Annotated in this window: 10 protein-coding genes and 1 pseudogene; 8 read left to right on the top strand and 3 right to left on the bottom strand. The window is 55.4% G+C overall.

What is annotated here, in order from left to right:
• The first annotated feature begins 167 nt into the window (after window positions 1-167).
• The gene (locus ACR0JA_RS17230) at window positions 168-2,702 is read left to right on the top strand and encodes a cation:proton antiporter (RefSeq protein ID WP_480577613.1); all 2,535 of its coding nucleotides are present in this window, start codon (window positions 168-170) and stop codon (window positions 2,700-2,702) included.
• Between the two features lie 122 nt (window positions 2,703-2,824).
• On the opposite strand, the gene ACR0JA_RS17225 is transcribed toward ACR0JA_RS17230, so the two are convergent.
• Entirely contained in the window at window positions 2,825-3,769 is a 945-nt protein-coding gene (locus ACR0JA_RS17225; protein ID WP_480577610.1) for a GlxA family transcriptional regulator, read from the bottom strand.
• 100 nt (window positions 3,770-3,869) lie between these two features.
• On the opposite strand from ACR0JA_RS17225, the gene ACR0JA_RS17220 reads away from it, so the two are divergent.
• Together ACR0JA_RS17220 and ACR0JA_RS17215 are read left to right on the top strand one after the other, a co-directional pair.
• On the top strand, window positions 3,870-4,646 hold the full coding sequence (locus tag ACR0JA_RS17220) for a TauD/TfdA family dioxygenase (RefSeq protein WP_480577607.1): 777 nt from the start codon (window positions 3,870-3,872) through the stop codon (window positions 4,644-4,646).
• Window positions 4,647-4,659: 13 nt separating this feature from the next.
• Complete coding sequence (locus ACR0JA_RS17215) at window positions 4,660-5,424, top strand: class II aldolase/adducin family protein (protein ID WP_480577604.1); 765 nt, start codon at window positions 4,660-4,662, stop codon at window positions 5,422-5,424.
• 301 nt (window positions 5,425-5,725) lie between these two features.
• Here ACR0JA_RS17215 and ACR0JA_RS17210 read toward each other — a convergent pair whose 3' ends face one another.
• Both ACR0JA_RS17210 and ACR0JA_RS17205 read right to left on the bottom strand, forming a co-directional pair.
• On the bottom strand, window positions 5,726-6,484 hold the full coding sequence (locus tag ACR0JA_RS17210) for an SDR family NAD(P)-dependent oxidoreductase (RefSeq protein ID WP_480577601.1): 759 nt from the start codon (window positions 6,482-6,484) through the stop codon (window positions 5,726-5,728).
• Window positions 6,485-6,819: 335 nt separating this feature from the next.
• Window positions 6,820-7,806 (bottom strand): DMT family transporter, encoded by a 987-nt coding sequence (locus ACR0JA_RS17205; protein WP_480577599.1) that lies wholly within the window; start codon window positions 7,804-7,806, stop codon window positions 6,820-6,822.
• Window positions 7,807-7,907: 101 nt separating this feature from the next.
• Between ACR0JA_RS17205 and ACR0JA_RS17200 the strand changes: the two are divergent.
• From ACR0JA_RS17200 to speB, 5 genes and pseudogenes are all read left to right on the top strand, one after another.
• Window positions 7,908-8,120, top strand: a pseudogene (locus ACR0JA_RS17200) (integrase core domain-containing protein); the annotation flags it as partial.
• Between the two features lie 373 nt (window positions 8,121-8,493).
• On the top strand, window positions 8,494-10,383 hold the full coding sequence (gene speA / locus ACR0JA_RS17195; protein WP_480577596.1) for a biosynthetic arginine decarboxylase: 1,890 nt from the start codon (window positions 8,494-8,496) through the stop codon (window positions 10,381-10,383).
• Between the two features lie 19 nt (window positions 10,384-10,402).
• Window positions 10,403-11,614 carry a saccharopine dehydrogenase family protein gene (locus ACR0JA_RS17190; RefSeq protein WP_480577593.1) on the top strand — a complete coding sequence of 404 codons (1,212 nt, stop codon included), beginning with the start codon at window positions 10,403-10,405 and terminating at the stop codon, window positions 11,612-11,614.
• 100 nt (window positions 11,615-11,714) lie between these two features.
• On the top strand, window positions 11,715-12,884 hold the full coding sequence (gene nspC / locus ACR0JA_RS17185; RefSeq protein WP_480577590.1) for a carboxynorspermidine decarboxylase: 1,170 nt from the start codon (window positions 11,715-11,717) through the stop codon (window positions 12,882-12,884).
• Window positions 12,881-13,729: an agmatinase gene (gene speB / locus ACR0JA_RS17180; protein ID WP_480577587.1), complete on the top strand. Its 849-nt coding sequence runs from the start codon at window positions 12,881-12,883 to the stop codon at window positions 13,727-13,729. Before nspC ends, speB begins: the two co-directional genes overlap by 4 nt.
• Window positions 13,730-13,769 lie beyond the last annotated feature (40 nt).

The raw sequence follows: 13,769 nt of genomic DNA, 5'->3' as shown, positions 1-13,769 counted from the left end.
GCCCTCACAACCATCGCGATGGTGCAGCGGTGCGGTCCCACATTCTCGACATTCGCGGCGACTGCGCGCTCTAATCGACGGGTGTAAGTACCCAAATTGATCCAACGTGTTCGCTCTGGCCTGAAGAGTGGATTCCCTAATCCCCGGTTCTCAGGTAATACGGAATTATGGACATCGTCGTCATTACGACCATCATCACTTCTCTCTTTATTGTCATCGGCGTGGCGGAACCACTGGCTGCACGGTTGCGCTTACCCTACAGCGTTATTCTCGCCCTTATGGGGATCGTGATTGGGCTTGGTGCGACGTTCTTTCTCAACACCGACTTGACGGATGCGCTGAACCCGGGGGCGCAAGCGATTATCGATCTGCCAATCCGGTCCAACGTATTCCTATATGTTTTCCTACCTACGCTGCTCTTTCAGGCGACAATCGGGATGAACCTGCGCAGGATGCTGGACGACTGGATGCCCATCCTGATGATGGCCGTTGTGGCAGTGATTGTGGCAACACTTTCGATTGGCTACGCGCTCAGCTGGGTAAGCACGCTACCGTTGGTAGCCTGCCTTTTGATTGGCGCCATCGTGTCGACAACTGATCCCTCGGCGGTTGTCAGCATATTTCGATCAATCTCGGCACCGCGCAGGTTATCGCGAATCATCGAAGGCGAAAGCCTCCTTAACGATGCTGCTGCGATTGCGCTGTTCGGGCTGTTCATGAGCTTTGTCATGCTCGGAAGGCCCGATCCGTCACTAGGCGAAGCCGGCGGACAATTCCCGAAGTTGATCGCAGGTGGTGTCATCACCGGCTGGCTTATGGCGCGCATGGCGGTTTGGGTGATGGCTTACGTAGACCGTTGGGTAATGGCGCAGATTTCGATTTCCGTCGCACTGCCCTATCTCGCCTATATCGTCGCAGAACAAAGCGTTGGGGCGTCGGGTGTCATCGCGGTTGTGGCTGCGGGTCTTACACTTAACCTCACAGCCCCCGGTCGTTTGTCGCCGATCGCTTGGACCAACCTGCAAGAAGTATGGGATCTTCTAGCCCATTGGGCAGGAGCGCTGATCTTCATTCTTGCCGCGTTGCTGATACCACGGTTGCTGGAAGGGGTTCGGCCTTCTGACTTCGTCTTGCTGGCCGTCGTGGTTCTTGCGGCAACATTCGCGAGGGCAGCGGTTCTGTTCGGATTGTTGCCATTGCTCACGGCAATCGGTGTGTCGCCTGCTGTCGAACGCCCCTATCGCGTTGCAATACTGTGGGGTGGGCTGCGTGGTGCCGTGACGCTGGCGCTGGCGCTGTCAGTCACCGAAAGCGCGCAGATCCCGCTTGAGACCAAGCGCCTGGTCGGCATTCTGGCCACCGGCTTTACCCTGTTCACACTGATCGTTCAGGGAACAACGCTGCGCATGGTGATCACAAAATTGGGGCTCGACAGGCTCTCTCCGCTTGATGCGGCCCTCTCGCGCCAGGTGGTCGCCGTGGCCCTGCAATCGGTTCGCGAGGACGTGTCCCGCACCGCGGAAAACTACGACTTGACCCACGATATCGTCAGAAACGAGGCCAAACTGTTCAGCGAACGCCTCGACGAAGCTGTAAAAGTCGCGGAAGACAGCGCACAGATTCTTGATCGTGACCGGATCACGCTCGGACTTATTGCGCTGGCGGGTGCCGAGCGCGATACCGTATTGGCTCGGATGCGCGAGCGCACCATGTCATCGGTTCTGAGTGAGAAGATTCTGTCCGACGCTGATCGGCTCATAGAAGGCGCACGGACCGGAGGGCGGATCGGCTATCAGCGCGCGTCAAACCGGTCTGTTGTCTACGGCAGGTCCTTTCGGATCGCTGTGTTCCTGCACAACCGACTTCGGATCTCGTTCCCGCTTACGCGCATCACAACGGATCGATTTGAAAGATTGCTCATGCAGCGCCTGATCCTGCGCGATCTCGACGGATTCGTTCGGGGCCGCATACGCCGGATTCACGGCCGCCGGGTTGCGGAATTGCTTGATGATCTTTTGGCGCGCCGGTCCGAGGCGGTTGAGACTGCGCTTGACGGTTTGCGGCTACAATATCCAGGTTATGCCGAAAAGCTGGAACGGCGGTTCATCCGACGGACCGCTTTGCGACTGGAAGAGCGTGAATACGCGATCATGCGCGAGGACGGCCTGGTCGGCGAAGAACTCTATTCGGTGTTGATGCGGGAAGTGGCAGAGCGACGTGCTCTGACTGAAGGCCGTCCGGTGCTGGATATTGCCCTTAAGGGTCGGGATCTGGTTAGACAGTTTCCGCTATTCTCTGATCTCAACAAAGCGTCCCTGAGAAAACTCAGCCGTGCACTGCGCACCCGTTATGCCAATGCGGGTGATACCATCATTGCCAAAGATGAATTGGCCCGGAGTGTGTTCTTCATCGCTTCTGGGGCAGTCGAGGTGGAGTTTGGCAGGCACACTTCCCGGTTGGGTCGTGGAGAAATGTTCGGGCAGTTGGCCATGTTATCAAAGCGGCCACGCCCCGTGAATGTACGGGCGCTGGCACCGTCGACACTGCTTGTACTCGACGAAACGCGTTTCCGTCGGTTGCTCCGGCGCAGTGAAGCCATGCGAAATTCTGTCAAGATAAGTGCCAACAAGCGCCTGATCGACCCTTCAGTGTTGGACCTTGATGAGCGCGATAATCCGTCTGAACATGATTCCAAACCTTAAGAGACCGTAAACCGGTAAGGAACCGCGTCCGCTATGGAAACATCTGCAATACGCCGGTCGGCTTCGGATTTACTGAATGTCCGCTTCTACTGATCGGCAACGCGTGGGTATATGAACGTCAACTAGCGGGCGTCGTCGGATGCCGATTTCGTTTGCGATGCGGTTTCACCAAATTGCTTCCGATAGGCACGCGCAAAGCTCTCGGGATTGTCAAAGCCACACAGCGCGCCAACATCGCTGATCCGATACGCAGAGTTCACGAGCAGATTTCTGGCCTGGGACAGACGCAGATACCGGTAATAGGCCGAGGGCGACTGTTGCAGATGGCGTTTGAACAGTCTCGCAAGTGTCCATTGCGGGACACCGATTTGGGTACTGATGGTTGAGACGCTTAACGGTTCGCTCAAGTGAGCCAACATCAGGTCGACAGCACGGCCAAGGGTGCGATCCATCTTTGCCAGCGAGGTCTCCGACAGCATTTTTTGCTGCGGCCCCATATGTTCTGTTGGGCGATAGGTCAGGATTTCCGCAACGCGCTTCGCCAAATCTCGACCGGAATACCGCTCAATCAAGGCGAGTGTCATATCAAACGTAGCCACGCCACCGGCGCTGGAGCAGCGATTGTCCGACAGATCAAACATACGATCCACAAACATCTGCTCTGAGTAGGTTTCGCGATAGCCGCGCAGCGCTTCAAAGTGAACGGCGGCAGGGTTCCTTGAAAGCAGACCTGCTTCTGCAAAGATCATTGCACCGGTATCGACACATCCCATCAGAGTTCCGGCCCGCGCCCTGCGCCTGAGCCACCCGACAAATGACTTGGTCAGCGCGCTTTCTGGCGCATATGAGGACAACAACAACAAGATATCGTCCCGTGCGTCGTCAAATTGCGCAGTAGACACATCGATACCGCTAGAACTGCGGACCATTCCGCCCGAGGCCGACAATATCCGCCATTGCCATGTCTGTTCGGCCAATTCGCGATTGGCCACCCGCAGTGGCTCGGTCACCAATGTAAGGGACAGGATCGGGAAATGATCAGTCAATACGATTGCGACGTTTGGCATGGTTCACTCACGACATGTCAATTTAGGTCAAGCAATCGCTGATTCCTGTCAAGAGATACCCCGTTATCCTGATGTATTTGAAGTAAAGGAGGGCACCCCAATGACTGCATTTCCGATCACACCCGACTTTGATGTCTGGCCAATTGATCATGGTGTCCAAAGCCTCAACCTGACCAAGGATGCGCTGTCGATCACCTGTACGGACGGTCTGACTTCACAACACCACAGCTTGTTGCTGCGTGAAAACAGTCCCGACCCTGCAACAACCCACCCGAAGGCGCGCGAAATGGCGATTGGACCCGAAGCGATTTCAGAAGACCCGCAACTTACGGGTGCTCAGATTCTGGCCTCGGGTGCGGTTGACGTTACTTTCTCCGATGGCCTTCAGACCGAGTTCCACCCGGGTTGGCTTCGTGGGACTGCATGGTTCGGAACAGACAAGCCCGCACCGCATATTCTATGGACCGCAAAAGAGTTGGTTACGGATATCTGGGAATACAACAACCGCTCCAAGACCTCGGATTATCGCGGTCGGGGTCCGGTCATTGAAACGGATACCTTAGGTACGATCACCGGGGTGCGCTATAACACGTTCTTGCGTGCGCCAATGAGGGCCCCACTTGGGGTTCAGGCACGGGCTTACAAAGCCTATCGCGCGTTCTCTGTAAGGGCGCAGAGCCCAGAGTACCAAATGAGGTTCCGGTATGAGCCCGGTGATCTCTTGGCCTTCGACAACCGCCGCGCGCTGCATGGGCGTGCAGGCTACGACGCCAAGGGCGGCGCAAGGTACATTGAAGGCATTTATTCCGACAGGGACGATCTGCACTCGCGCATCCGAACGCTCAAACGTCAATTTCGCGCCGCCAGCGCGCTTTGAAAAGGATCTTTCTATGACACTCGCTTCGATCAAAACCCGTCAGAACTGCTCTGAGGTTGAGTGGCAGGCCCGCGTCGACCTTGCCGCGCTGTTTCGCATCATCGCCCATTATGGGATGTCCGATCTTGCCAATGGCGCGGTCTGCGCACGGGTGCCGGATGAACCGGATCACTACCTCGTGCACCCCTATGGAATGTTCTGGGAAGAAGCACAGGCCTCATCCATGGTCAAAATCAATGCCGAAGGCCAGCCTGTGGATCCTGATGCGCCTTGGCTCAATGATGGGGTACAAAACCTCTGCCAATGGATATTGGGCTCGCGGCCTGACACCAACTTCTTTGTACATGGACACGAAGAAGAAGTCATGGCGGTTGGGTCAATAAAGGAAGGACTCTTGCCGCTCAACCAACCTGCTGTCTATCTTGGCAATATCACCGGCTATATTGAATATGAGTTTGAGGAAGACGAGGCCTTTGGCGCGCACTTTGTCGAATGTCTTGGCAACAACCAGATACTGATTAGCCGCAACCATGGCTATTACGCGCTGGGCGACACCGCCGCGGCCGCATTCTTCCGTGCCTATTTCTTGCGGCAAACTTGCAGCACGCAAATCAGGACCTTGTCGATGGGGCGTGACTTGCACCTCATCGATCCGCAAAAAGTCGCGCGCTATCAGGACCAAATGGCTGCGTCCGCACACTACAATTACGACGGCAAAACGGAATGGCCTGGGCTGATGCGCATGCTGAATGCCAGAAGCGAAGATTACGCAAGCTGAGACCTATACTAAAAGCGAGACGCGAGCGGACCTGATCCAAAGCATTTGAACGACGCGCCGCCCAAATACTGCACATGCAACAAAAAACCTGGCCGATCGCTTTGAAAGCAAAGGGTGCATTAGCTTAACACGAGATCGCAAAGTGTTCGCCGTCACGTCAAAGCTGTCAATCCTGCAAATCGTGAGGTTTACCCTGTGATAACTGTGCGTTTACACCACAAGTGGGCATTGAACAGTATTGGCTCACCGCTGGCATTATCTGTATGCCGCGTCGATGAAAGGCCGTAGCACAAAGCTGACCTCAATTGAGGTGAATGCCCCCATCAATAACCACTGTTTGCCCTGTGACCGACGGGCTCCTGCAAAACGTTAATACCTGTTGGGCAACGTCATCGATGGATGTCGTCACGCCTAGGATCGCTCGGTCGCGCCACATGGAAACAAACGCGTCAGGAGCGCCCCCGGACACTTGCGTGCCCTGCATTAACCCCGGGGAAATGCAGTTGACTGTGACATCCGGGGCCAATGCCGCCGCCAAAAACCGGGTAAGAGGCACTACGGCTGCCTTGCTGGGAGCGTAAGCCGCTGCTGCGCCCCAAACTCCGTGCCCAATTGTGGACGAAAGATTGATCACACGACCCCAATTTGACTTGCGAAGAAAAGGGGCGGCCGCTCTGGTCAAATAATATGGTCCGCTTAGATTTACGTGCAGCAGTTCTGTCCAGATTTCCGGGGTCAGTGCGTCTAGGTCTCCGGGAGGAAGTTCGTGGCCACCAGACGCCATACCGGCATTGTTCACCAGAATATCCAGGCCACCAAATGTGTCGACGACATTTTTAAGACACTCGGCGATGGACTCTGGGTCGCTAATATCTACATTTACTGTTTTCGCGATTTGCCCCTGATCGACGATGCTCTGGCATACGGCTTGCGCCCGGTCTGCGCCATTGTGGTATCCGACGATCACTTTGGCGCCATTGGCGGCAAGCAATCGGCAAATCTTGCCTCCAAGTCCGCCGCTGCCACCGCTCACCAAAGCCACGCTGCCTGTAATGTCCATCGCTCACCTGTGCTAAAACCCAATTTCTATTTGAGTATGTATCAGACTTGGATGCGTTTCACCGAATAGTCACAGATTTGCGGAAAGGCGGGGGCACACTGGCAAAGCTGGTTTCGAGTTTGTCACAGACGAGACCAAGGGTGCATATTAGGAGACGCCGGCATAGCCTGGGTGATGAGGTCTCTCGTGGCAGTGTGGAATATCATTCATGCAAACTTCAGACCTATCGCATCAAAATTCATACAAACTATGAAAACCATCAGCGCTCAACTGCGATTGACATCCAATATCCCAGGGTATTCTTGAGCGGCCTTGGGCCCGCATTGATTTGGCACCTAATATCGACGGTGCACTCTCTTTTCGGTAACAACGTGCCTCTTCTTTTGACGCTCACGCAAAAAGACGAACAGTCCAGAACCCAAGATCAGTGCGATGCCGATTCCGACCGGTAGGTTTGGGAGTTCCCCCCAAATGATCCATCCCCAAAAAATAGCCATGGGAAGACCGACATACTCAAACGGTGCCACTGTGGCCGCATCTGCCATGCGGTATGCCTGACCGAGACAATATCCTATGATTGCAGAATTGAATCCGAGGCCAATAAACAACCAGCGATCAGCCCCTTCGGGCCAAACCCAGGCGCGCAGTAAGAAAATCATACTTTCGTTTTCATATGCGCTCGCAAAACGCCCATCCCCTGCCACTGACCAGAACAAGAGGCTGACGACGATAAAGCACGCCTGAATGTACACAGCCATTGCTGAAGCCTTGGACTTTGCGCCAAGGAAACGGGTGAGAACGTTGTTGAGTGCATATGTGAAGGCAGCAAGAACCGGAAGGGCATACATCAGCAGACTAACTTCACGCTCGCCACCGGCCTCCCATGGGCGGGTCATGATCACGACACCTATGAATCCCACAAGAACGGCACCGATCCGCATCGGACCTACTTTTTCGCCTAGCAGCGGGATACTCAGCAAAGTGATCATCAAGGGCGCAACGAAAAAGACAGCGGTTGCCTCCGCCAGCGGCATTACTGCCAGGGCTGTAAAGAACGTCAAATTGGCAATGACAATCAGCAGGCCACGTAAAAAGTGAAGTCCCGGCTGATCGGTTTTGAGGATGCGCCATCCGCCCTCAATCTGGACAAGGGCAAAGCTGAACCCGATCCCGATCAACGATCTTGTAAACACCATCTGGTGCAAAGGGTAACCACCAGACAGGAATTTGATCAGCATATCGTTTATAGAAATCGCCAATATTCCGATCAGCACGAACGCAATACCAGCTGTCGGGTTCTGTAGTTTTTGTGCCGGTGTCATGGAATGCCCTTTCAGTTGGCCACTACCATGGGCCAATGAATAGGTCACGTCGCTTTGCGGCATGGATTTTCGCTCGAATATCCGCAACGTTAGTCTGTCATCACCCACAAATCCAAGGCAAGATCGAGCGCTGGAACGAGACTCTCAAGAACCGCATCTTATTGAAAAACTACTATCTGCCCGGTGACCTCCAGCCTCTGATCGAAGCTTTCGTCGACGACAGCAACCACCGGTGCCACCACGAGGACTTGAAAAACCTCACGCCCGCTGACGCCTACCTCGAACGCGAGCAAACCCCTCTAAAACAACAATAAAGGATCAAACAGAAGAGAATTAGGAACAGGTGCGATCTCCACCACAAATCCGCCACACGATTAGGCCACTCGGATGAAGCGCATCGTCTCTTAGATCAGAGCACCATATTCAAGTTTTTCATCTTGATCTTTCACACATGGCTGATTGCTTCAGATACTAATCAGTCGGCATAGAATTCTTTCATTGACTCACTGCCCCAGTATATATACTTGCCATCCAGCTTTCTGAGGAGAGTTCGACCAGGAGTTCACGTAGATGAAATGGCTTCATCTCAATAATGCCGGACAGATCGAACCCGCGTAGCCCTGCTAGGCACAGAAACCGCGCGACCGCACTCCATCTTCAATACATCTTTGAAAAAGGTTTGTTCTAATGACCGAAGAACAACCTCCTTCCGACTCCATTTACGGCATCGACCATTGGGGCAAAGGCTTGATCACCGTATTACCCAACGGCGATGTTGCCTTGTGTGATCCGGCACACGCCGAAGCGGCTGCCATCAGCTTGCCGCAAATATTGCATGACCTGCACCAGCGAGGCATCGCAAGCCCACTGGTGCTGCGGATCAAAAGCTTTCTGGAGGCGGAAATCCGTCGCCTCAACAACAGCTTTGCTGAAGCAATTCGCAAGACCGGGTATCAGGCACCCTATCGCGGAGTGTTCCCGATCAAGGTGAATCAGCAGGCCCAAGTGGTGGATCGCATTGTCGAGTATGGCCGTCAGCACGACTACGGGCTTGAAGCAGGATCAAAACCGGAACTTGTGATCGCGCTGGCGCATCGCTTGTCAAAAAACGCGCTCATCATCTGCAATGGGGTGAAAGATGCTGAATTTGTCCGGCTTGCAATTCTATCCCGGCGTTTGGGGTTCAACACAGTCATTGTGTTGGAAAGTCCGAAAGAGGTCGAGATAGTCATCGAAGTCGCCCGGGAATTGCAGATCGAACCGCTGCTTGGGGTTCGGGTGAAACTTACCAATCAGATCAGCGGAAAGTGGCAAAGCAGTTCGGGTGATCGCTCGGCATTCGGCATGAACACTGACCAGCTTACGCGAGTTCTGGACCGTTTGCGAAGCGAAGGGCTGCTGCAATGCCTGAAATTGCAACATTCCCATCTCGGAAGCCAGGTGCCTGACGTCAACGATGTGCGCCGGGCCGTTACCGAGGCCTGCCGGTATTTTACCGAACTTACCCGTGAAGGCGTGCCGCTCACGCATTTGGACCTGGGCGGTGGTCTCGGGGTGGACTACACCGGCGAAAAGCGGGCTTCTGAAAACTCGATCAACTACTCGATGGAAGAGTACTGCACCAATGTGGTAGAAACCGTAGCCTATGCCATGGATGAAGCAGGCGTTGATCATCCGGTTCTCGTAACCGAAAGCGGGCGAGCGGTTTCCGCAACTTCGTCGATGCTGATTTTCGATGTGTTGGAAACCACCCTTTACGATGCCCCCGACGCACCGTCGGCAAGTCCCGACGATCACCATCTCCTGGCTGATCTGGCCGCAATTTCTGGCTATCTTGTTCCGGCACGGGTGCAGGAGTGCTGGAATGATGCGCGTTTCTACAGGGACGAACTGCGCGCCCTGTTTCGGCGTGGTTACGTGGGGCTGCGCCAGATGGCGCGGGCCGAGCGCGTTTATCTGAATCTCATGGCGCGGATCAAGGACATCGCGCATGAAGCTGAACAAAACAGCGAACTGGATAGAGAGCTGCAAAAGATAGCGGACGTGTATCACTGCAATTTCTCTGTATTTCAGTCCCTTCCGGATGTCTGGGCGATCGATCAGTTACATCCCATCGTACCTTTGCAGATGCTGAACCAGGCCCCAGATCGCCGTGCGGTTCTGTCGGATATCACCTGCGACAGTGATGGGAAATTGGACCAGTTCATCCTGAACGGCGAAATTGCACCTTCGCTGCCCGTTCATTCGCTGCCAGAAGACCAGCCTTATTACCTGGGCGTGTTCTTCGTCGGCGCCTATCAGGAAACCCTTGGCGACCTGCACAACCTCTTCGGGGACACTAATGTTGTGACGATCGACCTTCGGGCGGACGGCAATTTCGACCTGTTGCACGAGCAAGAGGGCGACACGATCGCTCAGGTGCTCTCATATGTCGAGTATGATCCGACCGATTGCATCGCCGCTTTCCGCAAGATGGTGGACGAAGCGATCTCGGCTGGTGAAATCAAGGCCAACGAACGCAAAACTCTGATCGGGGCCTATCGTGACTCGATGAACGGATACACTTACTTTGAATAAACACGCTCAGGAGGAAGCTATGGGAAAGACACTTGTCGTAGGCGCTGGCGGCGTTAGCCATGCCGCTGTTCACAAGATGGCTATGAATGCCGATATCTTCACGGATATCACGCTGGCCAGCCGGACCAGATCCAAGTGCGACGCCATAGCCGCAAGCGTCAAGGAACGTGTTGGCGTGGACATCAAGACCGCGCAGCTGGATGCGATGGACGTGGACGCCACCGTGGCTTTGATCCGCGAGACCGGGGCTGAAATTCTGGTGAACCTGGCGCTACCTTACCAGGATCTGAAATTGATGGATGCCTGCCTTAAGGCGGGGTGTCATTACCTCGACACGGCCAATTACGAGCCGGAAGACGAAGCCAAATTCGAATATCACTGGCAATGGGCTTATCGGGACAAATTCAAGGAAGCGGGTCTTGTGGCGATCCTTGGGTCCGGCTTTGACCCAGGTGTGACCTCGGTCTTTGCGACCTGGTTGAAAAAGCACAAGCTCGACACGATCCGACAGATCGACGTGCTTGATGCCAATGGCGGCTCGAACGACCAGGCCTTTGCGACAAATTTCAATCCGGAGATCAACCTGCGCGAAGTGCTGCAGGAGGCACGTCACTGGGAACAAGGCGACTGGCGGACCACACCAGCCATGACCCACAAGGTCGAATTCGATTTCCCGGGTATCGGTCCGAAAAACATGTACCTGATGTACCATGAAGAGTTGGAGAGCCTGTCTACCCACTTCCCCGAGATCGAGCGCGCACGTTTCTGGATGACCTTTGGCGACGCCTACATCATGCATGCCAAGGTTCTTGAGAACGTCGGCATGACCCGAATTGATCCGGTGATGCATGATGGCAAAGAGATCATTCCGATCCAGTTCCTGAAAACCCTGCTGCCCGATCCCGGTGATCTGGGTGAACAGACCAAGGGCAAAGCCTGCATTGGCGATATTGCCACTGGTCAGGCCAAGGACGGCTCGGGTGAGAAAACCTATTACATCTACAACATTTGCGACCATGAGGAATGTTATGCCGAGGTCGGCTCGCAGGCCGTGTCCTATACCACAGGCGTTCCGGCGATGATCGGCGCGGCTCAGGTCCTCAAGGGGAACTGGGTTGAACCTGGCGTGTGGAACATGGAACAGCTCGACCCCGACAACTTCATGGATATGCTCAACGACCACGGTCTGCCATGGCAAGTGCATGAGTTGGACGGCCCGGTCGAGTTCTAAGATCTGTGCGCCCCAGGCCCGACCTGGGGCACCCCGTCAAATTTCCAGAGGCCCCTGACCGTGTCCGGGGCCGGTTTCTTTCCAATCCAAGGAGGGTGCCATGTCCGAGATGATGACCACTCAGGCCGGTGATGCCGGAGCATTTCGCGACTTTGACCTGAGCCGCGTGCCCAGCCCCTGTTTCGTCGTCGACCAAAAGGCGGTGGAGAGGAACCTTGCAATTCTCAAGGACGTGTCTGATCGCTCTGGCGCCCATGTGCTGAGCGCGCTCAAGGCGTTTTCCATGTTCTCTCTGGCGCCATTGGTCCGGCAGTACCTCGGCGGCACCTGCGCCAGCGGAGTGTTTGAGGCGCGTCTGGGTCGCGAGGAATATGGCGGCGAAGTCGCAACCTTCTGCGCAGGCTACAAAGAGCCGGAGATGGCAGAAATCCTCGACCTCTCGGATCATGTAATCTTCAATAGCCCCGCCCAGAAAGACCGGTTTCTTGCTCAGGCGCAGGCTGCTAAGGTTCAGGTCGGATTGCGCATCAACCCGGAACATTCTGAGGGCGAAATCCCAATATACGACCCTTGCGCGCCTTGTTCTCGATTGGGGACTCCGGTCAGCATGCTGACCGCGGATACCTTGACAGGCGTGGACGGCATTCACATGCACACGCTTTGTGAACAGGGTTTTGAGCCTTTGGCTCGGACCTGGGCTTCGGTCGAAGCAAAACTAACGCCCTACTTGCCCAATCTGAAATGGGTGAATTTCGGTGGCGGACATCACATCACCCGCGCCGATTATGATCGCGAGGCACTGATCGCATTCCTTCAGCAGGTGCGCGCCAAGCATGGCGTAGAAGTCTATCTGGAACCCGGCGAAGCTGTGGCACTGGACGCGGGAATTCTGGTCGGAGAAATCCTCGACCTGCCTGTAAATGGCATGCCCCTTGCCATCACCGATATCTCGGCAACCTGTCACATGCCAGACGTAATCGAAGCCCCCTACCGCCCGGCCCTGATGGACGAGGCTGAGGCCGGGCATACCTATCGGCTTGGCGGCCCGTCCTGTCTGGCTGGCGATGTAATTGGTGACTTTACTTGGGGTGCGCCGCTTGAGATCGGCCAACGCTTTGCCTTTCTTGATCAGGGCCATTACTCGATGGTCAAAACCAACACCTTCAACGGCGTTCCACTGCCCACGATTGCTTTGTGGAACAGCGAGTCCGACGCGCTAAGCATCGTGAAACAGTTTGGTTATCAAGACTTCAAGGAGCGCCTCTCATGAGCGTCTTTCTCGACAGTGAGCTTACTGACGGCGAACGCGGAGAAGCGGCGCGGTTTCATGTGATCCCGGTGCCCTTGGAGCGCACAGTTTCCTACGGATCTGGCACAGGGACCGGCCCCGCTTCGATCATCGAGGCGTCCAATGAACTGGAGCGCCTGTGCAAAGGCGAGGAACCTTGCGCCGAAGGCATTCATACCCTCGCGCCAGTGGACTGTGATGGCCCGCTGCCAGACGTGATGGAGGCCATTGCCACGCAGACCGAAGCCGTCGTGAAAGCGGGCAAGATTCCGGTGACCCTCGGCGGCGAGCATTCGCTGAGCTATGGGGCGGTTTCTGGCGTCGTGCGCGCATTGGGGCAGCCGATTGGGATTGTGCAGATCGATGCCCACGCCGACCTGCGCGTTGCCTATCAAGGCCAGAAGCACTCACATGCGTCGGTTATGCATCTCTTGGTCGAGGATGGTGTGCGTCTGGCCCAGTTCGGTGTGCGGGCTCTGTGCCCGCAAGAGGCGGAAAGCCGAGTGACCCACAACGTCTTTCACATTGATGCGGAAGACCTGGTGACGGGCAACATCCACGCCGTTGACCTTCCTGAAGATTTTCCGGAGCTGGTCTATGTGAGCTTTGACGTGGATGGGCTTGACCCAAGCCAAATGCCCGCAACCGGTACACCTGTCCCCGGGGGGCTGTCGTTCTATCAGGCGCTGCATCTGGTGGAAAACGCGCTGATAGGGCGGCGTTGCGTTGGCTTTGACGTTGTCGAACTCGCACCCAACGGAGACGCGGCTTGGGATTTCACCGCTGCCCAGATCACTTACCGTCTGATGGCCGCTTGCTGCCGTTAAAACTGGGTGCCAATTCCCTTGCACTGGACTGAGCGCATTC

The sequence above is a fragment of the Ruegeria sp. AM4 genome (assembly GCF_056540665.1).
Note: the sequence above shows the minus strand (reverse complement) of the source record. Positions and strands in the feature narration are given on the sequence as shown.